The organism is Burkholderia sp. BCC0097 (genome assembly GCF_902832985.1).
Taxonomy (GTDB): domain Bacteria; phylum Pseudomonadota; class Gammaproteobacteria; order Burkholderiales; family Burkholderiaceae; genus Burkholderia; species Burkholderia orbicola.
On record NZ_CADFDM010000012.1, the window covers coordinates 19,169 to 42,774 of the forward strand.

General features: G+C 67.4%; 22 protein-coding genes. 11 read left to right on the plus strand and 11 right to left on the minus strand.

Annotation, left to right across the window (positions count from 1 at the left end):
• Positions 1-58: 58 nt before the first annotated feature.
• Both HWX07_RS32010 and HWX07_RS32015 read right to left on the minus strand, forming a co-directional pair.
• Positions 59-787: a DsbC family protein gene (locus HWX07_RS32010; RefSeq protein ID WP_006477048.1), complete on the minus strand. Its 729-nt coding sequence runs from the start codon at positions 785-787 to the stop codon at positions 59-61.
• 90 nt (positions 788-877) lie between these two features.
• Complete coding sequence (locus tag HWX07_RS32015) at positions 878-2,056, minus strand: UbiH/UbiF family hydroxylase (RefSeq protein ID WP_175879073.1); 1,179 nt, start codon at positions 2,054-2,056, stop codon at positions 878-880.
• 248 nt (positions 2,057-2,304) lie between these two features.
• On the opposite strand from HWX07_RS32015, the gene ychF reads away from it, so the two are divergent.
• On the plus strand, positions 2,305-3,399 hold the full coding sequence (gene ychF / locus HWX07_RS32020) for a redox-regulated ATPase YchF (RefSeq protein ID WP_006477050.1): 1,095 nt from the start codon (positions 2,305-2,307) through the stop codon (positions 3,397-3,399).
• A 174-nt stretch (positions 3,400-3,573) separates the two neighbouring features.
• On the opposite strand, the gene HWX07_RS32025 is transcribed toward ychF, so the two are convergent.
• From HWX07_RS32025 to HWX07_RS32040, 4 genes are all read right to left on the minus strand, one after another.
• Positions 3,574-4,773: a glycosyltransferase family 87 protein gene (locus HWX07_RS32025; RefSeq protein WP_175879075.1), complete on the minus strand. Its 1,200-nt coding sequence runs from the start codon at positions 4,771-4,773 to the stop codon at positions 3,574-3,576.
• Between the two features lie 233 nt (positions 4,774-5,006).
• Positions 5,007-6,398 carry a GABA permease gene (gabP, locus tag HWX07_RS32030; RefSeq protein WP_012327829.1) on the minus strand — a complete coding sequence of 464 codons (1,392 nt, stop codon included), beginning with the start codon at positions 6,396-6,398 and terminating at the stop codon, positions 5,007-5,009.
• Positions 6,399-6,778: 380 nt separating this feature from the next.
• Positions 6,779-7,123, minus strand: a complete 345-nt coding sequence (locus tag HWX07_RS32035) for an MmcQ/YjbR family DNA-binding protein (RefSeq protein ID WP_175879077.1) — start codon at positions 7,121-7,123, stop codon at positions 6,779-6,781.
• An 81-nt stretch (positions 7,124-7,204) separates the two neighbouring features.
• Positions 7,205-8,473, minus strand: a complete 1,269-nt coding sequence (locus tag HWX07_RS32040) for an MFS transporter (protein ID WP_175879078.1) — start codon at positions 8,471-8,473, stop codon at positions 7,205-7,207.
• Between the two features lie 204 nt (positions 8,474-8,677).
• Between HWX07_RS32040 and gcvA the strand changes: the two genes are divergently transcribed.
• The 3 genes from gcvA (at position 8,678) to ettA (ending at position 11,831) form a co-directional block, all read left to right on the plus strand.
• On the plus strand, positions 8,678-9,595 hold the full coding sequence (gene gcvA, locus HWX07_RS32045) for a transcriptional regulator GcvA (RefSeq protein WP_175808580.1): 918 nt from the start codon (positions 8,678-8,680) through the stop codon (positions 9,593-9,595).
• Positions 9,596-9,685: 90 nt separating this feature from the next.
• Entirely contained in the window at positions 9,686-9,994 is a 309-nt protein-coding gene (locus tag HWX07_RS32050) for a DUF3761 domain-containing protein (protein WP_012327825.1), read from the plus strand.
• A gap of 169 nt (positions 9,995-10,163) precedes the next feature.
• Positions 10,164-11,831 (plus strand): energy-dependent translational throttle protein EttA, encoded by a 1,668-nt coding sequence (ettA, locus tag HWX07_RS32055; protein WP_006494122.1) that lies wholly within the window; start codon positions 10,164-10,166, stop codon positions 11,829-11,831.
• Positions 11,832-11,971: 140 nt separating this feature from the next.
• On the opposite strand, the gene HWX07_RS32060 is transcribed toward ettA, so the two are convergent.
• The 4 genes from HWX07_RS32060 to HWX07_RS32075 all read right to left on the minus strand — a co-directional run bounded on the left by HWX07_RS32060 (position 11,972) and on the right by HWX07_RS32075 (position 15,319).
• Positions 11,972-12,595: an HAD-IA family hydrolase gene (locus HWX07_RS32060; RefSeq protein ID WP_011546543.1), complete on the minus strand. Its 624-nt coding sequence runs from the start codon at positions 12,593-12,595 to the stop codon at positions 11,972-11,974.
• Positions 12,592-13,143, minus strand: coding sequence for a cysteine hydrolase family protein (locus tag HWX07_RS32065; protein WP_012327823.1), 552 nt, complete (start codon positions 13,141-13,143; stop codon positions 12,592-12,594). Before HWX07_RS32065 ends, HWX07_RS32060 begins: the two co-directional genes overlap by 4 nt.
• Before the next feature lie 88 nt (positions 13,144-13,231).
• Positions 13,232-15,046: an aminopeptidase P family protein gene (locus tag HWX07_RS32070; RefSeq protein WP_012327822.1), complete on the minus strand. Its 1,815-nt coding sequence runs from the start codon at positions 15,044-15,046 to the stop codon at positions 13,232-13,234.
• An 18-nt stretch (positions 15,047-15,064) separates the two neighbouring features.
• On the minus strand, positions 15,065-15,319 hold the full coding sequence (locus HWX07_RS32075; protein ID WP_012327821.1) for a hypothetical protein: 255 nt from the start codon (positions 15,317-15,319) through the stop codon (positions 15,065-15,067).
• 171 nt (positions 15,320-15,490) lie between these two features.
• Here HWX07_RS32075 and HWX07_RS32080 point away from each other — a divergent pair, with 171 nt between their 5' ends.
• The 7 genes from HWX07_RS32080 (at position 15,491) to HWX07_RS32110 (ending at position 21,599) form a co-directional block, all read left to right on the plus strand.
• Positions 15,491-16,255: a response regulator transcription factor gene (locus tag HWX07_RS32080; protein WP_175879080.1), complete on the plus strand. Its 765-nt coding sequence runs from the start codon at positions 15,491-15,493 to the stop codon at positions 16,253-16,255.
• 26 nt (positions 16,256-16,281) lie between these two features.
• On the plus strand, positions 16,282-17,580 hold the full coding sequence (gene hemA / locus HWX07_RS32085) for a glutamyl-tRNA reductase (protein WP_006477063.1): 1,299 nt from the start codon (positions 16,282-16,284) through the stop codon (positions 17,578-17,580).
• Between the two features lie 92 nt (positions 17,581-17,672).
• Complete coding sequence (gene prfA, locus HWX07_RS32090) at positions 17,673-18,755, plus strand: peptide chain release factor 1 (RefSeq protein ID WP_006477064.1); 1,083 nt, start codon at positions 17,673-17,675, stop codon at positions 18,753-18,755.
• Between the two features lie 7 nt (positions 18,756-18,762).
• Entirely contained in the window at positions 18,763-19,605 is an 843-nt protein-coding gene (gene prmC / locus HWX07_RS32095) for a peptide chain release factor N(5)-glutamine methyltransferase (RefSeq protein WP_175879082.1), read from the plus strand.
• A gap of 67 nt (positions 19,606-19,672) precedes the next feature.
• Positions 19,673-19,984 (plus strand): Grx4 family monothiol glutaredoxin, encoded by a 312-nt coding sequence (gene grxD, locus HWX07_RS32100; RefSeq protein ID WP_006477066.1) that lies wholly within the window; start codon positions 19,673-19,675, stop codon positions 19,982-19,984.
• Between the two features lie 23 nt (positions 19,985-20,007).
• The gene (locus HWX07_RS32105; protein WP_175879083.1) at positions 20,008-20,604 is read left to right on the plus strand and encodes a UbiX family flavin prenyltransferase; all 597 of its coding nucleotides are present in this window, start codon (positions 20,008-20,010) and stop codon (positions 20,602-20,604) included.
• A 203-nt stretch (positions 20,605-20,807) separates the two neighbouring features.
• Positions 20,808-21,599, plus strand: a complete 792-nt coding sequence (locus tag HWX07_RS32110; RefSeq protein WP_175879085.1) for a class III extradiol ring-cleavage dioxygenase — start codon at positions 20,808-20,810, stop codon at positions 21,597-21,599.
• A 111-nt stretch (positions 21,600-21,710) separates the two neighbouring features.
• Here the strand turns inward: HWX07_RS32110 and HWX07_RS32115 are convergent, their stop codons facing one another.
• Positions 21,711-23,309, minus strand: a complete 1,599-nt coding sequence (locus HWX07_RS32115) for an APC family permease (protein WP_012327816.1) — start codon at positions 23,307-23,309, stop codon at positions 21,711-21,713.
• Between the last annotated feature and the right edge of the window lie 297 nt (positions 23,310-23,606).

The window sequence follows — 23,606 nt, forward strand, 5'->3', positions numbered from 1 at the left end:
CCGGCAGATCATGCGGGCGCCCCTCGCTGGCCGGGCCATGCGCCCGGCGTGCAGTCGGTTACTTGCTCGAGGCGAGCGCCTGGTTGAGCTGGTCGGCCGATACCGCGCCCGGCAGGCGGCGGCCATCCGGCAAAAAGATCGTCGGCGTGCCCGTGACGTTCATCCCGCGGCCGAGCGCAAGGTTCTTGTCGAGCGCGGTGGTGTCGCAGGTACCGGCGCCGGACGGCGCGCGGTGGTCGAGCATCCAGCTTTCCCACGTCTTCGCGCGGTCGGTCGCGCACCAGATCGCCTTCGACTTCGCGGTCGAATCCGGCGACAGCACCGGGTAAAGGAACGTGTAGACGGTCACGTTGTCGACCGACTGCAGCGTCGTCTCGAGCTTCTTGCAGTACGGGCAGTTCGGATCGGAGAACACCGCGATCTTGCGGGCGCCGTTGCCCTTGACGATCTTGATCGCATTCGCGAACGGCAGGCTCGCGAAGTCGATCTTGTTGATTTCGGACAGGCGGGCGTCGGTCAGGTTCTTGTGCGTCTTCGCGTCGACGAGATCGCCGAGCAGCACGTAGTCGCCCGCCGCGTCGCTATAGATGATCTGCGAGCCGAGGTTCACTTCGTAAAGGCCTGCGACCGGCGATTTAGACACGCTCTTGATCGGCGCGTCGTTGCCGAGACGGGCTTGCAGCGTGGCCTTCAGCTTGTCGGTGGTCTGGTCGGCCTGCGCGGTGCAGCCGAGCGTCGCCATCGTGACGGCCAGCGCCAGCGATGCGATGCGGATCGTTTTTTTCATTGAAATCTTCCTTCAGCTCAATCGGAGTGCACGGCACAGTGTACGCCGTAACGGAACCGTCTCCGACCGGCGCGGCGGCGGAAGGTTCGCTCAGCCGAGCGCGGCCGACACGAGCCAGCGCTTCACGAGCGGCTGCGCGCCGACGAACGCCATGCCCGCATTGCGCACCGCCTTCGCGAGCGAGCCCGGCACCGCGAACAGCCGCTGCAGGCCGTCGGTGGCGACCATCAGCGCGCGGATGTCCTCGCGGCGTGAACGTTCGTAACGGCGCAGCAGGACCGTATCGCCGAGATTGCGGAAGCTTTCCTTGCCCGCGATCGCGTCGGCGAGCGCGGCGACGTCGCGCAGCCCGAGGTTCATCCCCTGCCCCGCGAGCGGGTGGATCAGGTGCGCGGCATCGCCTACCAGCGCGACGCGCGGTGCGATCAGCTTGTCGACCGTCTGCAGCGCCAGCGGGAAGCCGGCGGCCGGCGTCACGCATTCGAGCGTGCCGACCTGACCGTGCGACACGCGCTCGACCTCGGCCGCGAGCTGCGCCGGATCGAGGGCGAGCAGGGCCTCGGCATGCGCGGTGTGCGCGGACCACACGAGCGACACGTGGCCGTCCGGCAGCGGCAGCAGCGCGACGATCTCGCCTTCGTGGAACCACTGGTACGCGGTCTCGCGGTGCGGCAACGATGCCTTGAAGTTCGCGACGACGCCCGTTTGCCGGTAGTCGCGCCGCTCTACCCTGGCCCCCATTTGGGAGCGCACCCACGAATGCGCGCCGTCGGCGCCGACGACGAGATCGGCTTCGAGCACCTGGCCCGACGACAGCGTCAGCACGGCCGCGTCGTCGCGCACGTCGAAGCCCTGCGCACGCGAATCGAACCACGTGAGGTTCGGCTGGAACCGCAGCGCGGCGTCGAGCGACGCCTCGACCAGCGAGGATTCGGCGATCCATGCGAGTTGCGGCACGGACGCCTGATAGGCGGAGAAATGCAGTTCGGCATGCGCATCGCCATACACGCGCATGTCGTAGACGGGCGCGAGCCGGCCGTGGTCGAGCGCTTGCCAGACCCGCAGCCGCTCGAGCAACGCCTGCGAACTCGACGACAGTGCGTAGACGCGCGTGTCGAACGCGAGATCGGCGGGGCGCGGCGTGGCCGGCTGGGCGAGCAAGGCTGTCTTGTAGCCGGACTGGGTCAGCGCGAGCGCGGCCGTCTTGCCGACGAGCCCGCCGCCGACCACGGCGACGTCGAAGGAGTGGTGGGCAGTCATGGCGGGCATTATAGCCGCGGGGCCAAACCCTTACGCGGCCGGACTTTGCGGGAAATCAGCAGAATCGCAGGCCGGTGCGCCCGCGCGGCGGCCCGCCGCATCGGCCGTTCGGCGGCAAGCCCGGAATCCGGGGCGCCGGCACGGTACAATAGCGTCTTTGACCGTCGGCCCGCCGCGCTCCACGCGCCGGCCGCCCCTTTTTTCCCGCGCCGCCGTGCCCTGTCCGGCCGCGCCGCCTCACCCGTCCGAAGGATTCCATGAGTCTCAAATGCGGCATCGTCGGCTTGCCCAACGTCGGCAAGTCCACCCTGTTCAATGCGCTGACCAAGGCCGGCATCGCCGCCGAGAACTACCCGTTCTGCACGATCGAGCCGAATGTCGGCATCGTCGAAGTGCCCGATACGCGCCTGAAGGCGCTCTCCGAGATCGTCAAGCCGGAGCGTGTCGTGCCGGCCGTCGTCGAATTCGTCGACATCGCGGGCCTCGTCGCGGGTGCGAGCAAGGGTGAAGGCCTCGGCAATCAGTTCCTCGCGAACATCCGCGAAACCGATGCGATCACGCACGTCGTGCGCTGCTTCGAGGATGACAACGTCATCCACGTCGCCGGCAAGGTCAGCCCGATCGACGACATCGAAGTGATCAACACCGAACTCGCGCTCGCCGACCTCGGCACCATCGAGAAGGCGCTCACGCGCTATTCGAAGGCGGCGAAGTCGGGCAACGACAAGGAAGCGGCGAAGCTCGTCGCGGTGCTCGAAAAGGTGCGCGCGCAGCTCGACCAGGGCAAGGCCGTGCGCGGCCTCGCGCTGTCGGACGACGAACAGGCGCTGATCAAGCCGTTCTGCCTGATCACCGCGAAGCCGGCGATGTACGTCGCCAACGTGAAGGACGACGGCTTCGAGAACAACCCGCACCTCGAGGCGGTACGCAAGTACGCGGAAAGCGAAAACGCGCCGGTGGTCGCCGTATGCGCGGCGATCGAGGCGGAAATCGCCGATCTCGACGACGCGGACAAGGAAGCGTTCCTCGCCGACATGGGCATGGAAGAGCCGGGCCTCGACCGCGTGATTCGCGCGGGCTTCAAGCTGCTCGGCCTGCAGACCTACTTCACCGCGGGCGTGAAGGAAGTGCGCGCGTGGACGATCCACATCGGCGATACCGCTCCGCAAGCGGCCGGCGTGATCCACACCGACTTCGAGCGCGGCTTCATCCGTGCGCAGACGATCGCGTTCGACGACTTCGTCACGTACAAGGGCGAGCAAGGCGCGAAGGAAGCCGGCAAGATGCGTGCGGAAGGGAAGGAATACGTCGTGCACGACGGCGACGTGATGAACTTCCTGTTCAACGTCTGAGCGAATCACCCCAGGCGTAGTACGGCAATACACGGAAAACCCCTTGCGGCCTCGGCGCCGCAAGGGGTTTTCTGTTTCATGCGCCCGGCATCGTTCCGCTCGGGTCGACCGACTGCAGCAACATGCGCTCACCCGCCCACCCGCCCACCCGCCCACCCGCTCACCCGGCAACCGCTACGCAGCCACCGGCGCCGGCTCGCGACTCCGGATTACGATCACCGCGAGCAGCGCGACCAGCATCGCCGACGCGACCGGCCAACCCGTGCCGCTGATCACCGCGACGAAGGCCTGCGCCGGCGCGAGCCAGGCCAGCACGATGATCACGATCTCGGCTCGGCGCAACGGGACGTTCCGCGCGTCCAGCAGCAGGAATGCAACCGGCAACACCAGCCAGAGCAGGTCGTAGTACACATAGTAAGGCTGCACGAGCAGCGTCCCGGCGGCCAGCGCGGCGGCGCGGAGCGCGAAGCGCGAACGGCGAATCCAGACGTCGGCGACCGCCGCGACCGCCAGTACCCCGACCACCGCGTGCACGGCGTAGGCTGGCCCGACGGATAGCCCGGCTGCGCGGGCGAGCGAGATCGTCGACGGCATGCCCCGCCGGAGCGTGTCGCCGTACTCGACCACGTTGTGGTGGAACGCCGGCATGAACGCGAAAAACGCGGCCCACGCCCGCACGCCAAACGCCGCCAGCGACACCGCGACGATCCCGGCACTGAACGCGCCGGCCGATATCAATGCCTTCCAGTGGCGCCCGCAGACGAGCGCCAACGGGAACAGCACGCCGAATTGCGGCTTCACGATCAGCACCGCAATGCATGCGCCCGCCAGAACCGGGCTCGATTCGAGCAGGAGCAGCGCCGCGGCCGCCGCCGCGACCGTCATGAAGGAATTTTGCATCGTGAGCGCCGCGCCGAGCAGCCCCGGAAATGCGGCAATCGCGACGCGCAGCTGCCTGTCGAGCGGGCGCACGACACGCGCGACGACCGCCGCATAACAGGCGATCTGCAGTGTCGCGAACACCACGAGCGCGAAGACGAACGGCACGAGGCCGAACGGGAGGATGACGAGCAGGAACGTCGGCGGATACGGCCACGGAGCGAAGTCGTCGAACGGCCGCAGGGCGGCTTCGATCGGCTGCATCCACCCGGGCGAGAAGATCGCCGCGGCGCCGTGCTCGATCGCGACACGGGCCGCCGCCCAGAAAATCGCGAAGTCCGAGCCGACCATCGGGGATGAGCGATCGTGCCAGCCGTAGTACCTCATCGCCCAGACAGCCAGAACGACGATCTGCAGCGCGAGTACCGCGGCTGCATACGTGCCGACGCGCCGCGCGTCGACCGCGCGACTGCCCGATCCGTGCACCGTCCCCATCGCCCACCCCCGCGATTTTTCTTCTCGTCGAGTATAGGCGACGATCGTTTCGGCAGACGACGTTCCCGTCGGCAGCACGCAGCAGCGTGCGTCTCCCACGACCGATGCCGCGCGGCCGATACTCGCAACGGCATCCGTGCGTCGTCGAAAGAAAAATGGCCCGGCCGGCAAATGCCGGTCAGGCCATGTTCATCAGCGAGGCTCCCGCCCCGCCACTACATCACGCGATCAGATCACGTCGCCGACACCCGGCGCCCCGCGTTCGCCCGCGCATCGCGGCCGCGCTTGTTCAGCCACGACGCGAGCAGCACGATCAACGCCAGCACGGCCGTCGCGCCGACTTCCATCCGGTGCTCCTCGCTGACGAACATCACGGTCAGCGTGCCGCAGATGAACAGGATCACCGCCCACGTGAGCCACGGGAACAGCCACATCCGCAACGTCAGGTCCGCGCCGCCCGCTTCGAGCGTCTTGCGCATCCGCAACTGCGAGATCGCGATCACGAGATACACGAGCAGCGCGATCGCGCCCGACGTCGCGAGCAGGAAGCCGAACACCTGCTCCGGCATCAGGTAGTTCGCGATCACGGTCAGGAAACCGAACGCGGTCGATGCGAGCACCGCCGCGCGCGGCGTGCCGGTCGAATCGGTGCGATGCAGGAAGGCGGGCGCGTCCTTGCGCCGGGACAGCGAGAACAGCATCCGCGACGCGGTGTACAGCGCCGAATTCAGGCAGCTCGCGACCGACACGAGCACGATCACGTCGATGATCGCCTTCGCGTTGGGGACGCCGATCAGCTCCATCGCGCGCTGATACGAGCCGTGCTTCGGCAGCAGCGGGTCGTTCCACGGCACGATGGCCGCGACGACGAGGATCGAGCCGAGATAGAACAGCGTGATACGCCAGATGACCGAGTTCGTCGCACGTACGATCTGGCGCTGCGGGTTGTCCGATTCGGCGGCCGCGATCGTCACGATCTCCGTGCCGAGGAACGAGAACATCGTCGTCAGCATCGCCGCGAGCACTGCGCTCGCGCCGTGCGGCATGAAGCCGTCGTGCACGAACAGGTTCGACACGCCCGACACGGCCGGCGCGGGAATAATGCCGACGATCGCCGCACCGCCGATGCACAGGAACACGACGATCGCGACGACCTTGATCAGCGCGAACCAGAATTCGAATTCGCCGTAGTTCTTGACGGAGAAGAGGTTGGTGACGGTGAGCAGCAGCGTGATGCCGAGCGCGAAGATCCACGTCGCGATGCCCGGGAACCACGCATTGAGGATGGTCGCGGCGGCGGTCGCCTCGATCGGAATCACCAGCACCCAGAACCACCAGTACAACCAGCCGATCGTGAAGCCGGCCCAGTGGCCGATCGCTCGATCGGCATAGGTCGAGAACGACCCGCTGTCCGGATGCGCGACGGCCATTTCGCCGAGCATGCGCATCACCAGCACGACCAGCACGCCCGCGATCGCATACGCGAGTATCGATGCCGGCCCGGCTTCCGCGATCGCGTGGCCGGAGCCGACGAACAAGCCCGCGCCGATCACACCGGCAATCGACATCATCGTCACGTGACGCTGCTTCAGGCCAGTGCCGAGGCCTGTGTTGCTTCCACTCATCTGTCTCTCTCCAAAAAACGGTTCCGGTACGACCGTGTGTCGCGTGAAGGCGGCGCGGGGAGTTGTCGTTGTTGAATCCGGCCGCGGCCGCGGGTGCGTCGCACACGGGCATGGGCCGGATGGGGCCGTTCCGGTCGGGTCGTCCGCGCAGTCTGCGAAGCCGCGGGTGCGATGCGGCGCACCGGGCGCCGGCGCATCGCGTACGCCCGTTCCGTCGGCTGTCGTCAGCCGCCTTCGAAGCGAAGGAGTGTAAGCATCAAACGGTTCTTCACTAAGAACCAATTGAAGAATTTCGATGGAACCACTCGTTGCATCGATACGAACCGATGCAACGCTTGATCCGGTTCGGCAGGCCGCATCGCGCGCGGGGTGGGCGCGATTCAGTGCGTGTCGCGGGCAGCTTCGTCCCGCCACTTCGCCGGCACGATCGCGTGCCATTCCCGCAGAAGCAGGTTTTTCACGGCGTCGGGATGCGCGGCCGACAAGCGCACCAGCACGATCGGCCAGCCGACATAGTGATCGGTCACGTAATACACGTCGGGCGCCGACTCGATCAGCCATGCGCGCTCGTCGGGGCCGACGCCCTTCACGACGAGCGTGTCGCCGTCCTCGCGCAGCCGCGCGAGCAGCTTGCCCTTCACCTTGAGCGCGGGCGTGCCGTACGACGTGCCGTCCTCGACGCCGCGCCACGCCAGTGCGATCTGCCGGACTTCGTCGAATGTCACGGTGCCTCCCCGACCGGGCGTCGATGGTTGACGGTCCGGCCACCCTACCGGAAATCGCGCGGCACGCCCAGCCGGGTGGCGCTATCCGCCGGCCGCACGCGCGGCGGCCGGCGCACGCCCGGCGGCCGCGACGATCGCGAACGCAATCGCATTCGCGGCGGCGCTCGCGAGGATCGGTACGAGATAGCCGCCGCCCGCGTCGTAGATGAAGCCGGCGGCGGCCGGCCCGATCAGCGTGCCGAACGCGACGCTCGTGTACAGGATGCCGATGATCGCGCTCACGTTGCGCCCGCCGAAATAGTCCATCACGACCGCCGGCAGCACGGCGACCCAGCCGCCGTAGAACACGCCGAACACGAGCGCGAACCCAGCCAGCGTCGCGACGCTGCCGGCGCCCGCCCACGCGACCAGCGCAACGGCCATGCCGGCGAACATCGCGAGCAACGACGCGCGGCGGCCGAAGCGATCGGCCAGGCCGCCGAGGAAGAAGCGGCCGGCCGTGCTGCCCATGCCGATCGCACCGAGCAGCAGCACGGCCGTCGACGGCGCGACGCCGTGATCGAGCGCGTACGGCACGAGGTGAACGAACGGGACGAATACGCCGAACGAACAGACGAGGCAGGCCGCGTAGAGGCTCGCGAACGGCCGCGACGTGACGGCTTCGCGCACCGTCGCGCCGGCTGGTACGTTCGCGGCGACCGCGGAAGCGGCCGCATTCCGGCCGCCGTCGTCACCGGAGACATCGCCGTCCGGCAACAGCCCCCGCCCGCGCGGGTCGTTCTCGATCAACAGCGACATGCCGGCTCCCAGCACGATCACGAGCGCGGCCAGCGTGAAGTACGCGCCGCGCCAGCCGACCTGCGCGATCAGCGCGGACGCGAGCGGCGGCATCACCAGCGTGCCGACGCCGATCCCAGCGACCGCAAGCCCCGACGCGAACCCGCGCCGGCGCACGAACCAGCGCTGGACCGCGCCGACGGCCGGCACGTACGCGCAGCCGACGCCGAACCCGACACCGAGCCCGTACGCGACATAGACCTGCAGCAGCGTATGCGCCGCGCCGGCGGCCGCGAGCCCCGCGCCGGTCAGCAGCATCCCGGCGACGGCGAGCCGCCGCGAGCCGAAACGATCGGCCAGCGGCCCGCTGACGATGCCGAAACCGAAGTACAGGAAGCCGGAGAGCGAGAACACGAGCGAGATCTGGCCGCGCGACGCGGCGAAATCCCGTTGCAGCGATTCGACGAACGCACTGAACGTATAGGCGCTGCCGAACCCGACGAACGTGACGGCGAACGCAGCCGCCACCACGTACCAGCCATGGAAAACGCGTGACGCGCCCGGGCGGTTCATGACGATGCTCCTTTCGGGTTCCACCGGCTGCCGGGCGGCGTCCGGATTGCCCCGTGGATATAGTTGAACTATGTTGATCGCATCGGCCGCCGATCGGCACCCGACAGGCAGCCGCGAAACGGGCGATCCGATGCATCAACGGTACGCGCGCATACACGTCGTCTCAAACGATATTTCGTCGACCTTTCGCTTTAGAAAAACTGAATGACTCGTTCCCGCCTGCCGCCGCTCAACGCGTTGCGCGCGTTCGAAGCCGCCGCCCGCCACCTCTCGGTGAAGTCGGCGGCCGAGGAGCTGTCGGTCACGCCCGGTGCGGTGAGCCAGATGATCCGCACGCTCGAGACGCATCTCGGCGTGCAACTGTTCGAGCGCGTGAACCGCGGCATCCTGCTGACGGCCGCCGGCCGTGACTACCTGCCGCCCGTGCGCAACGCGTTCCGGCAGATCGCCGATGCGTCGCAGCGCGTGTCGGGCGCCGCCGACAGCGGCGTGCTGACGGTGAGCGTCACGCCGTTCTTCGCGTCCGCGTGGCTGGTCCCACGCCTCGCGCAGTTCCGGCAGGCGTGCCCGGACGTCGACCTGCAGGTCCTCACGAGCCACGCGCTCGCGGATTTCGCGCGCGACGGCGTCGACGTCGCGATCCGCCACGGCCTCGGGCGCTACATCGGGCTGTGCAGCGAACGCCTGCTGACGGTGGAAATCGTCGCGCTCGCGTCGCCCGAGCTCGTCGCGCGGCTCGGCATGCCGGCGACGCCGGCCGAGCTCGTCGGCTGGCCGCAGTTGCACGACGCCGAACGCAAGGGCTGGCACATCTGGTTCGGTGCGCAGCGGATCGACGATTTCGGCCCGCCGCGCGGCCCGGCGTTCGACGATTCGGGCCTGCTGCTGCAGGCGATCGTCGCCGGCCAGGGCGCCGGGTTGCTGCCGGCTGCGATGGTGCGCGGCGAGCTGGCGAGCGGCCGGCTCGTGCAGCTTGCCGACGTCGCATGGCTCGACGATTTCGCGTACTACCTCGTCTATCCGCCGCATCACGCGGAACGGCCGAAGGTTGCCGCGTTCCGCCGCTGGATTCTCGATGCCGCGCAGGCCGACGGCGCGGCGTCGATGACCGGCGCGGCCTAGCGTCGCGCGGCGGCGCCGCGTCGATCCGGCTAACATGCGGCGCGGGCCATCGGCCCGACCTCGATAACAACGAACCGAACGAGAGAGACCATGCGTGCCCTGCTCCGCCGTGCGACACATGTCGCGACCCTGTCCGCCGCGCTCTTCGTCGCGGGCGCCGCGTTGCCCCCTGCCGCGCACGCCTATCGAGCATCACCCGGCTACGGCAACGAAGCCGATCTCGACCGTCACGACACGTATCGCAACCGCGACGGCGAAACCGTGCATGCGCCCGCCCATTCGAAATCGGGCCGCGTGCCGGACGGCGCGAGCGCGCGCTGCCGCGACGGCACGTACAGCTTCAGCCGTCACCGGCGCGGCACGTGCTCGGGGCACGGCGGCGTCGCCGCGTGGCTGTAAGCGAAGGTCGGCCGAATGGCCTGCACCGCGCCAGCGGCAGCCGGCGGCGAAGTACAATACGCGCTCGCACCGCCGCGCCCCGCGCGGCACGCTCCGTACCGAATCACCCGACGCCGCCACGCCCGCGCGCTGCGCGGCCGTCCCAACCACTTCTGACTTTCACACCGAAATGGCCCAATACGTTTTCACGATGAACCGGGTCGGCAAGATCGTGCCGCCCAAGCGCCAGATCCTGAAGGACATCTCGCTGTCGTTCTTTCCCGGCGCGAAGATCGGCGTGCTCGGCCTGAACGGCTCGGGCAAGTCGACGCTGATCCGCATCATGGCGGGCGTCGACAAGGACATCGAAGGCGAAGCCACGCCGATGCCGAACCTGAACATCGGCTACCTGCCGCAGGAACCGCAGCTCGATCCGACGAAGACCGTGCGCGAAGCCGTCGAGGAAGGCCTCGGCGACCTGTTCCAGGCGAACAAGAAGCTGGAAGAAATCTACGCGGCATACGCCGAACCGGACGCCGACTTCGACGCGCTCGCGGCCGAGCAGGCGAAATACGAGGCGATCCTCGCGTCGAGCGACGGCGGCAGCCCCGAGCAGCAGCTCGAAGTGGCCGCCGACGCGCTGCGCCTGCCGCCATGGGACGCCAAGATCGAGCACCTGTCGGGCGGTGAAAAGCGCCGCGTCGCGCTGTGCAAGCTGCTGCTCGAGAAGCCCGACATGCTGCTGCTCGACGAACCGACCAACCACCTCGACGCCGAATCGGTCGACTGGCTCGAGCAGTTCCTGGTGCGCTTCCCGGGCACCGTGGTCGCCGTCACGCACGATCGCTACTTCCTCGACAACGCGGCCGAGTGGATTCTCGAACTCGACCGCGGCCACGGCATTCCGTGGAAGGGCAACTACAGCAGCTGGCTCGACCAGAAGGAAGAGCGCCTGAAGCAGGAAGAGGCGTCGGAATCGGCACGCCAGAAGGCCATCAAGAAGGAACTGGAGTGGGTGCGCCAGAACCCGAAGGGCCGCCAGGCGAAGTCGAAGGCGCGTATCGCCCGCTTCGAGGAGCTGAGCAGCCAGGAATACCAGAAGCGCAACGAAACGCAGGAAATCTTCATTCCGGCCGGCGAGCGCCTCGGCAACGAAGTGATCGAGTTCAAGAACGTCAGCAAGTCGTTCGGCGACCGCCTGCTGATCGACAACCTGAGCTTCAAGATCCCGGCCGGCGCGATCGTCGGCATCATCGGCCCGAACGGCGCCGGCAAGTCGACGCTGTTCAAGATGCTGACGGGCAAGGAACAGCCGGATTCGGGCGAAGTCGTGATGGGCCCGACGGTGAAGCTCGCATACGTCGACCAAAGCCGCGACGCGCTCGACGGTTCGAAGACGGTGTTCGAGGAAATCTCGGGCGGCGCCGACGTGCTGACGGTCGGCAAGTACGAAACGCCGTCGCGCGCGTATATCGGCCGCTTCAACTTCAAGGGCGGCGACCAGCAGAAGATCGTCGGCAACCTGTCCGGCGGCGAACGCGGCCGCCTGCACCTCGCCAAGACGCTGATCTCGGGCGGCAACGTGCTGCTGCTGGACGAACCGTCGAACGACCTCGACGTCGAAACGCTGCGCGCGCTGGAAGACGCGCTGCTCGAATTCGCCGGCTCGGTGATGGTGATCTCGCACGATCGGTGGTTCCTCGACCGGATCGCGACGCACATCCTCGCGTTCGAAGGCGATTCGCAGGTCACGTTCTTCGACGGCAACTACCAGGAGTACGAAGCCGACAAGCGTGCGCGCCTCGGCGAGGAAGCCGCGAAGCCGAAGCGTCTGCGCTACAAGCCGATCAGCCGCTGAGCGGCGCGGCCCGGGCGCCCGGCGCCGCGATCACGCGGGGCTGGACGCCGAAGGTGATCGAAGGTGGCCGCATCCGGAACGGCACAACGAAAAAGCGGGCCCATGGCCCGCTTTTTTTCGCCTGGCGCTCGCCCCGCCGCTTACACCAGTGCGCCCAGTTCGCGCAGCCGCGCTTCGGTCGCCGCCGCGCTCGTGTGATGAATGCCGTGCCAGCCGAGCGCCGTCGCGGCCGCCGCGTTGTGCGCGTTGTCGTCGATGAACACGAGCTCGTGCGGCGCGATGCCGGGCAGGTGCGGCTCGATCCGCGCATGCATCTCGCGGTAGATCGCCGGATCGGGTTTCACGAGCTTCACGCGGCCCGACACGACGATGTCCTTGAACCGGCGCAGCACCGGGAAGTTGTCCCATGCATACGGAAACGTCTGCGCGGACCAGTTCGTCAGCCCGAACAGCGGCATCCCCTGCGCTTCCAGCCGGTCGACGAGCGCCGCGCCCTCTTCGAGCACACCGCCGATCATCTCGTGCCAGCGCGCATAGAACGCGCGGATCAGCGCTTCGTGCTCCGGAAACTTCGCGACGAGTTCGGCCGTGCCTTCCTCGATCGTCTGCCCGCCGTCCTGACGGACCACCCAGTCCATCGCGCACACGTGCGTGAGGAACCAGCGACGCTCGGCGGCGTCGGGAATCAGTTCGCGGTAAAGGTACTCGGGGCTCCAGTCGATCAGCACCCCGCCGAAATCGAACACCACTGCCTTGATCGTCATGCGAACTCCGTCGCGAGCACGTCCGCGAGCGGACGCGGCGTCACCGCGTTGCCCGACAGCGAATTGTTGTTCCAGATGAAGTGATGGTGCGCGACGATCTGCGCCGCCGACAGGTGGGCGCGCTCGTTCGTCGTGTGCAGGTCGGACACGACGGTCGTCCGGTAGCCGAGCAACGCGGCACGGCGCGCGGCCGAATCGACGCAGAACTCGGTCGCATAGCCGCAGATCAGCACCGAACGGATGCCGTGGCGATCGAGCTGCGCCGCGAGCGGCGTGTCGTGAAACGAATCGCTCGCCTGCTTGCGCACACGCCAGTCGTCGCGACCGACGACCAGCCCCGCATGCAGTTCCCAGCCCGGCGTGCCGGGCACGACGTCGTCGTCCGCGTCGCCGTCGTGCTGCACGAAGCACACCGGCGCATTCGCCGCGCGCGCCGCCGCCGTCAACCGGTTGATGCCCGACACCACGTCGTCGAGCCGGTACGCGGGCTGCGCCCGCTCCACCAGCCCGCGCTGCATGTCGACCACGATCACCGCGGTGTCCGCCATTGCCTGCCCTCGCTGTTATCGTCCGGCCGTCGTTCGATCGTTACCGGATCGTTACCGGATCGCTATCCGGCCGTTACCATGCGTTGCGTCAGATCGGCTGCGTGCGCGCGTCGAGCCACGCCTTCGCGTCGCCGCTCACGTGCCGGCCGACGCGCTCGCGCACCGTCGCGTGATACGTGTTCAGCCACGCGCGCTCTTCGTCGTGCAGCATCTCGATCAGCACGCAGCGCGTGTCGATCGGGCACAGCGTCAGCGTCTCGAACGCGAGGAAGTCGCCGAATTCCGTCTTTCCGGCCGCACGGTTCACGACCAGGTTCTCGATCCGGATGCCCCACTGGCCCGGTCGGTACACGCCCGGCTCGATCGACGTGATCATCCCCTCTTCCATCGCCGTGTAAGGCTCGGCCGGCGCGTAGTGCGAAATGACCTGCGGGCCCTCATGCACGTTCAGGAAGTAACCGACGCCATGCCCGGTGCCGTGGCCGTAGTCGAGCCCGGCCGCCCACATCGGCGCACGCGCGATCGCGTCGAGCATCGGCGAGCGGATGCCGCGCGGGAAGCGGGCGCGCGACAGCGCCATCATCGACTTCAGCACGATCGTGAAATCGCGCCGCTGCAGGTCGCTGACGGTGCCGACCGGCACGACGCGCGTGATGTCGGTCGTACCCGTCATGTACTGGCCGCCGGAGTCGATCAACAGCAGGCCGTCGCCGGCGATCGTCGCGTGCGACTCGCGCGTCGCGTGGTAGTGCGGCATCGCGCCGTTCGCGTTGAAGCCGGCGATCGTGGCGAAGCTCGCCGACACATAGCCGGGGCGTCGGGCGCGCGCGGCCGTGAGCTTTTCCTCGATCGTCAGCTCGGTGATCGTCTCGCGGTTCACCGCCTGTTCGAACCACGCGAAGAATTCCGCGAGCGCGGCCCCGTCGTGCTCCATCGTCACGCGCACGTGCTCGATCTCGGCGGACGTCTTGCGCGATTTCGCGAACGTCGACGGATTCACGGCCTCGACGAGCTTCACGCCGGCCGGCACGGCCTCGAGCGTGCCGAACGTCACGCGGCGCGGGTCGATCAGCAGCGTCGCGCCGTCGGGCAGCGCCGCGAGCGACGCGCGCGCGGCGTCGTAGGCGCGGACGTCGACGCCATCCTGCGCGAGCGACGCGGCCAGCGCCGGCGGCACCTTGCCGTCGGCGACGAACAGCGTCGCGCGATCGGCGCCGATCATTGCGTGCGCAACGAACACCGGATTGAAGTTGACGTCGGCGCCGCGCAGGTTGAACAGCCAGGCGAGATCGTCGAGCGTCGACACGAAATGCCACTGCGCGCCCTGCGCGTGCATCGCGCGGCGCACCTCGGCCAGCTTGCTCGCACGCGTCGTGTCGGCCTGCGGCGCCACGTGCTCGAACACCGCGTCGCCGGGCAGCCCCGGCCGCTCGGGCCAGATCGCGTCGAGCAGGTCGACGTCGGTACGCAGCGCGATGCCGCGTGCGCTCAGCGCAGCCGTCAGCCCGCGCGCGGCCGCGACGCCGAGCACAGCGCCGTCGACCCCGACCGTCGCGCCGGCCGCCACGTTCTGCGCGAGCCAGTCGACGTGCGGTGCGCTCTGCTGTCCGCCCGTCATCTTCATCAGCTGCACGCCCGTGCCTGCCAGTTCGGCGTCGGCCTGCACCCAGTAGCGGCTGTCGACCCACAACCCGGCGAAATCCGCGGTCACGACCAGCGTGCCGACCGAGCCCGTGAAGCCGGACAGCCAGCGGCGCGCCTGCCAGCGTTCGGGCAGGTATTCGGACAGATGGGGATCGGCGGACGGCACGAGATAGGCGGCCAGGTTCTCGCGGACCATGGCGTCGCGCAGCAGCGCCAGACGGGCCGGCACCGGCGAGACTTCGGGGAGACGGGCATTCATGATTTCACCTGAGAGCATTCAGCGACGGGCCGACAGCGCGACCGTCACGGCTACGGCGAGGAACGCGACGCCGGTGCAGACCGGCCATTCGAGCGTCTCGCCATCGTAAAACAGTCCCGAGAGATTGCCGACCATGCGGGCGGCGGCCGCGCCCACGATGCCGACGAGCACCGCGATCCACCACGCCGGCCGGCCCGTGCGCCGCATCGGATGCAGCCAGCGGCCCAACAGCCCGACGGCCGCTCCCAGGACAAGGATTCCAAACCAGTTCATTCAACGCCTTCTATAAATTCGGATTCGTCCCATAGGCGTGAACATTGCCAGCGGCTAGCATCGATTCATCCATCGAACCCGAGACCAGCCGGGCGCCGCGAACGTTCGAGTGTAGGGGCCGACTCGACGTTATGGCAAGCGCACACCGGCTGCCGTATTGAAGAAATCGTCATGCGAATCGCTCTGATCGATCCGGAGTCGCGCCATACCGCACTCCTGAACCGCCTGCTCTTCGCGGGCGGTCACGTGTGCCACGCGTTTCCGTCCAGCACCGCCTTCTTCGAATGGCTCGCCGCCGACAACACCTGCGACATGCTGGTCACCGGCCACTGGGCCGGCGACCAGCCGGCGCAGGAAGTCATTCCGCGCGCGCAGGCGGTCCTGCCCGGGTTGCCGGCCATCGCCGTGATGCAGTCGGCGCGCGAAAGTGAAATCGTCTCGTGCCTGCACGCGGGCGCCGACGATTGTCTCGTGCGGCCCGTGAGCGGGCCCGAGCTGCTCGCGCGCGTCAACGCGCTGATCCGCCGCGCAGGCGTACGGCGGGCGCCCACCCGTTCGCGCGAAATGTATGGCGAATACGCATTCGACGCCACGCATTGCCTCGTACGTTTCGGCGACGCAATCGTTTCACTCACGCCGAAGGAGTTTCGTTTCGCACAGTTGCTGTTCACGAACCTGTCGCGGCCCGTGTCACGCGCCCATATCCTCGAAACGGTATGGGCGCGCCGCCGCGACATGAAGTCGCGCACGCTCGACACGCACGCGTCCCGGCTGCGCAGCAAATTGCAACTGCTTCCGGAGCGCGGCTACCGGCTGTTGCCGCTCTACGGCTTCGGCTACCAGCTCGACCGCGTACCGATCGAGCCCCCAAATTCGTGGCCCCGCCACGCCGATGCCCGGTATGCCGCGAGTGAGGAAATCGCTGAAACGCTATAATATGGGGCTAAACGATAGCCCTCGATATGCAACTCCTCACGATCGGAATCAACCACCACACTGCGCCTGTCGCCCTGCGCGAACGCGTGGCGTTTCCGCTCGAGCAAATCAAGCCGGCTCTCGTCACGTTCAAGAACGTGTTTCTCGGCCCGCAGGCACCGAATACGCCCGAAGCGGCGATCCTCTCCACCTGCAACCGCACCGAACTGTATTGCGCGACCGACGATCGTGCTGCCCGTGAAGGCGCGGTCCGCTGGCTGTCGGAGTATCACCGGATTCCGGTCGACGAACTCGCGCCGCACGTCTATGCGCTGCCGCAGTCGGAAGCGGTCCGGCACGCGTTTCGCGTTGCGTCCGGCCTCGATTCGATGGTGCTCGGCGAAACCCAGATTCTGGGCCAGATGAAGGATGCCGTTCGCACTGCGACCGAAGCGGGCGCGCTCGGCACCTATCTGAACCAGCTGTTCCAGCGCACGTTCGCGGTGGCGAAGGAAGTGCGCGGCACGACCGAAATCGGCACGCAGTCGGTGTCGATGGCCGCGGCCGCGGTGCGCCTCGCTCAGCGCATCTTCGAAAAGGTGTCGGATCAGCGCGTGCTGTTCATCGGCGCGGGCGAAATGATCGAGCTGTGCGCAACGCACTTCGCCGCGCAAGGCCCGCGCGAACTGGTCGTCGCGAACCGCACGGCCGAACGCGGCCAGCGGCTCGCCGAACGCTTCAACGGCCGCGCGATGCCGCTGGCCGACCTGCCCACCCGCATGCACGAATTCGACATCATCGTGTCGTGTACCGCGTCGACGCTGCCGATCATCGGTCTCGGCGCGGTCGAGCGCGCGGTGAAGGCGCGCCGCCACCGGCCGATCTTCATGGTCGACCTCGCGGTGCCGCGCGATATCGAGCCCGAAGTCGGCAAGCTGAAGGACGTGTTCCTGTACACCGTCGACGATCTCGGCGCGATCGTGCGCGAGGGCAACGCATCGCGCCAGGCCGCGGTCGCCCAGGCGGAGGCGATCATCGAGACGCGCGTGCAGAATTTCATGCAATGGCTCGACACGCGCAGCGTCGTGCCGGTGATCCGTCACATGCATACGCAGGCCGACGCGCTGCGTCGAGCCGAAGTCGAAAAGGCGCAGAAGCTGCTCGCGCGCGGTGACGATCCGGCCGCCGTGCTCGAAGCCCTGTCGCAGGCGCTGACCAACAAGCTGATCCACGGCCCGACGAGCGCGCTCAACCGCGTCAACGGCGCCGATCGCGATTCGCTGATCGACCTGATGCGCGGCTTCTATCAGCACGCGCCGCGCTCGAACGACCAGTCCGGCCACTAGCGCCGCCCGGTCGCCTGCCGCCGGCCGCGCATTGTCCTGCCGCCGGCCTATCCTTTCCGAATACCCCTTGCCCGGGAGCGCCGCTCCACACCATGAAGACGAGCATGCAACGCAAGCTCGACCAGCTGTCCACACGGCTGGCCGAACTGAACGACCTGCTGAGCCGCGAAAACGTCACGGCCGACCTCGACCAGTACCGCAAGCTGACGCGCGAACATGCGGAACTCGGCCCGGTCGTCGAGCAATACGCGTTATGGCGCCAGTCGCGCAGCGACGAAACGGCCGCGCAGGAGCTGCTGGCCGATCCGTCGATGCGCGATTTCGCGGAAGACGAAATCCGCAGCGCGCGCGAGGGCATGGCGCGCCTCGAGACCGAGCTGCAGAAGATGCTGCTGCCGAAGGACCCGAACGACGACCGCAACATCTTCCTCGAAATCCGCGCGGGCACGGGCGGCGACGAATCGGCGCTGTTCGCGGGCGACCTGCTGCGCATGTACCTGCGCTTCGCGGAACGCCAGCGCTGGCAGGTCGAAATGATGTCGGAGAGCGCATCGGATCTCGGCGGCTACAAGGAAGTGATCGTGCGAATCGCGGGCCAGGGCGCGTATTCGCGCCTGAAGTTCGAATCGGGCGGCCATCGCGTGCAGCGCGTGCCGGCCACCGAGACGCAGGGGCGCATCCATACGTCCGCATGCACGGTCGCCGTGATGCCGGAAGCCGACGAGATCGGCGAGGTCGAGATCAATCCGGCCGACCTGCGGATCGACACGTTCCGTGCGTCCGGCGCGGGCGGCCAGCACATCAACAAGACCGATTCGGCGGTGCGCGTCACGCACATCCCGACCGGGATCGTCGTCGAATGCCAGGACGACCGCTCGCAGCACAAGAACAAGGATCGCGCGCTGAAGGTGCTCGCCGCGCGCATCAAGGACAAGCAGTATCACGAGCAGCATGCGAAGGAAGCCGCGACGCGCAAGAGCCTGATCGGCTCCGGCGACCGTTCGGAGCGCATCCGCACGTACAACTTCCCGCAGGGCCGGATGACCGACCACCGGATCAACCTGACGCTGTACCGGCTCGAGGCGATCATGGACGGCGATCTCGACGAACTGATCGGCGCGCTCGTCACCGAGCACCAGGCCGAGCTGCTCGCATCGCTCGGCGAAGCCGACTGAGGCCACGATGTCCGAGACCACCGCCGACGCCCTGCTGCGCGCCTCGCCGCTCGACCCGGTCGATGCACGCGTGCTGCTCGCGCACGCGCTCGGCTGGACCCGCACGCAACTGATCACGCGCGGCGACGCGCCGCTCGACGCCGCCGCGATCGAACGCTACCGCGCGCTCGAAGCGCGCCGCGTCGCCGGCGAGCCCGTCGCGCAACTGGTGGGGACGCGCGAGTTCTTCGGCCGCCCGTTCGACGTGACGCCCGACGTGCTGATCCCGCGCCCAGAAACCGAGCTGCTCGTCGAAGCCGCGCTCGATGCGATCGACGGGCTGCCGCACGCAGCCGTGCTCGATCTCGGCACCGGCAGCGGCGCGATCGCCGTGTCGATCGCCGCCGAGCGCCCCGATGCACGCGTCTGGGCGCTCGACCGTTCGCCGGCCGCGCTCGCGGTCGCGCAACGCAACGCCGACAAGCTGCTCGACGCGCGGCGCCCCGGCGGCCCGCTGCACTGGCTGCAGAGCGACTGGTACGCAGCGCTCGATCCCGCGCTCGGATTCGACGCGATCGTCAGCAACCCGCCGTACATCGCGCAGCACGATCCGCATCTCGCGCAAGGCGACCTGCGTTTCGAGCCGCGCGGCGCGCTCACCGACGATGCCGATGGCCTTAGCGCGATCCGAACGATCGTCGCGGGCGCCAGCGCCCATCTGAAACCGGGCGGCACGCTGTGGATCGAGCACGGCTACGACCAGGCCGAAGCCGTCCGCGCGATACTGGCGTCACACGGCTTCGTCGCGGTCGAATCGCTCGCCGATCTCGCCGCCATCGAACGCACGACCGGCGGCCGCCTGCCGGGCTGATGCCCGGCCCGCCCGGTTGAAATCCGCTATCATTTCGTTCTAACGCCCCGCAAACGCAAGGTCAGTCATGGACACCCAACAACGTATCAAGCAAATCGTCGACGAAAACCAGGTCGTGCTCTTCATGAAGGGCAACGCACAATTCCCGATGTGCGGCTTCTCGGGCCGCGCCGTGCAGGTGCTGAAGGCCTGCGGCGTCGACCAGTTCAAGACGGTCAACGTGCTCGAGGACGACGAAATCCGCCAGGGCATCAAGGCATTTTCGAACTGGCCGACCATCCCGCAGCTCTACGTGAAGGGCGAATTCATCGGCGGCTCGGACATCATGATGGAGATGTACCAGTCGGGCGAACTGCAGCAACTGTTCGCCGCCGCGTAACACGCGGCACCCGCCCCTTTTCGATGGCATCTCCCAGCGCGCCGCCGCGCCGGCTGATCGTCGCGATCACCGGCGCCACCGGTGTGATCTACGGTGTGCGGCTGCTCGATCTGCTGCGCGCCGCCGGCGGCGTCGAAACGCATCTGCTGATTTCGAACGCCGGCTGGCTCAACATCCAGCATGAACTGAAGCTGCCGAAGGCCGATATCGAAAGCCGTGCGGACGTCGTGCATTCGGTGCGCGACGTCGGCGCAACGATCGCGTCGGGCTCGTTCGCGACCGACGGCATGGTGATCGCGCCCTGCTCGATGAAGACGCTCGCGAGCGTCGCGCACGGGCTGTCCGACAACCTGGTCACCCGCGCGGCCGACGTCACGCTGAAGGAACGCCGCCGTCTCGTGCTGATGGTGCGCGAAACGCCGTTCAACCTCGCGCATCTGCGCAACATGACCGCCGTCACCGAAATGGGCGGCATCGTCTTTCCGCCGCTGCCCGCGTTCTACGCGATGCCGAAGACGATCGAGGAACTCGTCGACCAGACCGTCACACGCGTCCTCGACCTGTTCGCCCTCAGCGCGCCGCTCACGACGCCGTGGCCCGGCATCCGGCACGCGCAGTAAGCCACGCCTCTTCTGCGCGGATCTCCACCGATTCGCGCAGCAACTCCCTCCATTTCACGCTTTCCGATGTGACCCGGCATCCGAAAGCCTGCCTTCGCCACGATTATCAACAAACAAGCGTCAATCAAATTCCGTAGCGTCGATTTATCAATGCACGGTACACGCCTATAGTCACAGGCAAATCCCTTTTGCAGGTCACCACCATGAACCGCTTGCCTTCGCTGTACCTGTCCCACGGCGCCCCGACGCTGCCGATCGACCCGGCGCTGCCGTCCGGCGCGTTTACGCACCTCGGCGCCGAGTTGCCGCGCCCGCGCGCGGTGCTGATGCTGTCCGCGCACTGGGGCACGCAACGACCGGTCGCGAGCGTCGCCGCGCATCCGGAGACGATTCACGATTTCTACGGTTTCCCGCAGGCGCTGTACGACATCCGCTATCCGGCGCCGGGCGCACCCGACGTCGCCGAGCGCGCGGCCGCGCTGCTGAACACGGCCGGCATCGCGACCGCGACGACCGAACACGGCCTCGATCATGGCGCGTGGGTGCCGATGCTGCTGATGTTTCCGGAAGCCGACGTGCCGGTCGCGCAACTGTCGATCCAGCCGCGCGCGGATGCCGCGCATCACTTCGCGCTCGGCCGCGCGCTGCGGCCGCTGCGCGACGAAGGCGTGATGGTGATCGGCTCGGGCCAGATCACGCACAACCTGCGCGCCGCCGATTTCGGCGCGGCGCCCGAGGATGCGGACCCGCGCGTCGCGGAATTCACCGACTGGTTCGAGGCGAAACTGGCCGCCCGCGACGTCGACGCGCTGCTCGACTACCGGCGGCAGGCGCCGCACGCGGCGCTGATGCATCCGACCGACGAACATCTGCTGCCGGTCTTCACTGCGCTCGGCGCGGCGGACGACGACTACCAACTCGGCATCCAGTCGCTCGGCACCTATCAGCGCGTGCTCGCGATGACGAACTACGTGTTCGCGAGCCCCGGCGCCTGAGCCTGGACGGCGGCGGCGCCGCCGGGCCAACAAAAAACCCGCCCGAGCAACGCCCGGGCGGGCTTTTTTCACTGCATCCTGTCGCCGCCGAATCCGGCGACAGGTCAGGCGTCAGGCACCGACCCCCTCGAGGATCTCGTCGTGCGACTCGCGCTCGTCGAGATACTGGGTCCGGTAACCGGTATTCACGCCCCAGAAGTAGAACACCAGCGAAATCGCCGCGACGATCAGCATGTCCCAGCCGTACGGCAGGTAGCCATGACCGCCGAACTCCTTGCTGCCGATCAGCGACAGCACGGCCATCGTCGGCAGGTACGCGACCAGCCACCATGCGGCCTTCAGGTCGGCGCCCCAGCCGGTCCAGCCCGACTTAGCCTGGAAGTAGAAATACACCGGCAGCGCGACGATCATCAGCAGGATGATTTCGCCCGTCAGCGGCCACTTCGCCCAGTACAGGATCAGCGAGGCGCACACGAACGCGAACGGCGCGATCAGCTTCATCAGCGGAATCGACAGCGGGCGCTCGATATCGGTCGCCGAACGGCGCAGCGCCATCAGGCTGATCGGGCCGGTCAGGTACGAGATCACCGTCGCGACCGAGATCACCGCCGCGAGCGAGCTCCAGCCGCGGAAGAAGAACAGGAACACGAACGACACGAGCAGGTTGAACCACATCGCCTGGCGCGGCACGCCGTAGATCGGATGCACGTTGCCGAACATCTTCGGCATCGTGTTGTTGCGCTCCATCGCGTAGATCATGCGGGTGGTCGTCGCCATGTAGGTCGTACCGGTGCCGCTCGGGCTGATGAACGCGTCGACGTACAGCAGGATCGCGAGCCAGTTCAGGTTCAGCGCGATCGCGAGTTCCGCGAACGGTGACGAGAAGTTGAAGTGCGCCCAGCCCTTCGCGACGTCCGCCGGATTCACCGAACCGATATAGGCCATTTGCAGCAGCACGTAGATCACGAGCGCCAGCAGGATCGACGTGATCACCGCAAACGGCACGCTGCGCGACGGATTGCGCGCTTCACCGGCCAGGTTCACCGGGCTCTGGAAGCCGTTGAACGCGAACACGATGCCGCTCGTCGCGACCGCGGTCAGCACGGCCGACCAGCCGTACGGCGCGAAGCTCGCATTCGATGCGACGCCGAGGTTCTCCGAGTGGAAGCTCGTCAGCATCAGGCCGAGGATCGTGAGGCCGGGGATCAGGAACTTGAAGATCGTGATCGCGGTGTTCGCCCGCGCGAAGGCCTTCACACCCCAGTAGTTCAGCATGAAGTAGACGACGACCAGCACCGCCGACAGCAGCAGGCCGAGGGTCTGCAATTCTCCGTTCACGAACAACGCGTGCGCCCACGGATACGGCCACGTGCTCATGTACTGGATCGACGCTTCGGCCTCGATCGGAATCACGGATACGATCGCGATCCAGTTGGCCCATGCGCTGATGAAGCCCACCAGCGAACCGTGCGAGTAGCGCGCGTAACGCACCATGCCGCCCGACTCGGGGAACATCGCGCCCAGTTCCGCATACGTCAGTGCAATCGCCAGAATCACGACGGCGCCGATGATCCAGGCGCAGATCGCCGCCGGACCGGCGATCTTCGCGGCTTTCCAGGCACCGAACAGCCAGCCCGAGCCGATAATCGAACCCAGCCCCGTCAGCATCAATGCAAACGGGCCGATGTTCCGTTGAATAGAACTCTTCACATCCTCTCCTGTGTCTCAAAAAGCATGGTCGGCCTGCGGTCCGGGATCGGCTCGGACAGCACCGCGCACGCATTCTTGGGGGGAGGGTCACCCGATCGGGGCAACCCGTCCACGCGGCGCGTAGTTTAACGGTTGCACCTCGAACGTGGCGCCAAAATCGGTCAGCCCCTACAAAAAATTCGCATCGCTTGCAAGCTTTGTAAACCTGATATCCGCAATAACCCTGAGAGTACGGGAATACGGTTGACCATCAGACGGATTAGCCGTATAAAGGACTTCGCAGGATTTCAAGTGGCG

Coding starts and splice junctions, on each gene's coding strand:
- HWX07_RS32080 (WP_175879080.1), top strand. CDS start 15,491: ATGCGAATCGCTCTGATCGATCCGGAGTCGCGCCATACCGCACTCCTG.
- HWX07_RS32010 (WP_006477048.1), bottom strand. CDS start 787: ATGAAAAAAACGATCCGCATCGCATCGCTGGCGCTGGCCGTCACGATG.
- HWX07_RS32060 (WP_011546543.1), bottom strand. CDS start 12,595: ATGACGATCAAGGCAGTGGTGTTCGATTTCGGCGGGGTGCTGATCGAC.
- prfA (WP_006477064.1), top strand. CDS start 17,673: ATGAAGACGAGCATGCAACGCAAGCTCGACCAGCTGTCCACACGGCTG.
- grxD (WP_006477066.1), top strand. CDS start 19,673: ATGGACACCCAACAACGTATCAAGCAAATCGTCGACGAAAACCAGGTC.
- ychF (WP_006477050.1), top strand. CDS start 2,305: ATGAGTCTCAAATGCGGCATCGTCGGCTTGCCCAACGTCGGCAAGTCC.
- HWX07_RS32040 (WP_175879078.1), bottom strand. CDS start 8,473: ATGAACCGCCCGGGCGCGTCACGCGTTTTCCATGGCTGGTACGTGGTG.
- HWX07_RS32105 (WP_175879083.1), top strand. CDS start 20,008: ATGGCATCTCCCAGCGCGCCGCCGCGCCGGCTGATCGTCGCGATCACC.
- HWX07_RS32065 (WP_012327823.1), bottom strand. CDS start 13,143: ATGGCGGACACCGCGGTGATCGTGGTCGACATGCAGCGCGGGCTGGTG.
- HWX07_RS32075 (WP_012327821.1), bottom strand. CDS start 15,319: ATGAACTGGTTTGGAATCCTTGTCCTGGGAGCGGCCGTCGGGCTGTTG.
- prmC (WP_175879082.1), top strand. CDS start 18,763: ATGTCCGAGACCACCGCCGACGCCCTGCTGCGCGCCTCGCCGCTCGAC.
- HWX07_RS32025 (WP_175879075.1), bottom strand. CDS start 4,773: ATGGGGACGGTGCACGGATCGGGCAGTCGCGCGGTCGACGCGCGGCGC.
- HWX07_RS32110 (WP_175879085.1), top strand. CDS start 20,808: ATGAACCGCTTGCCTTCGCTGTACCTGTCCCACGGCGCCCCGACGCTG.
- gcvA (WP_175808580.1), top strand. CDS start 8,678: ATGACTCGTTCCCGCCTGCCGCCGCTCAACGCGTTGCGCGCGTTCGAA.
- gabP (WP_012327829.1), bottom strand. CDS start 6,398: ATGAGTGGAAGCAACACAGGCCTCGGCACTGGCCTGAAGCAGCGTCAC.
- hemA (WP_006477063.1), top strand. CDS start 16,282: ATGCAACTCCTCACGATCGGAATCAACCACCACACTGCGCCTGTCGCC.
- HWX07_RS32070 (WP_012327822.1), bottom strand. CDS start 15,046: ATGAATGCCCGTCTCCCCGAAGTCTCGCCGGTGCCGGCCCGTCTGGCG.
- HWX07_RS32015 (WP_175879073.1), bottom strand. CDS start 2,056: ATGCCCGCCATGACTGCCCACCACTCCTTCGACGTCGCCGTGGTCGGC.
- HWX07_RS32050 (WP_012327825.1), top strand. CDS start 9,686: ATGCGTGCCCTGCTCCGCCGTGCGACACATGTCGCGACCCTGTCCGCC.
- ettA (WP_006494122.1), top strand. CDS start 10,164: ATGGCCCAATACGTTTTCACGATGAACCGGGTCGGCAAGATCGTGCCG.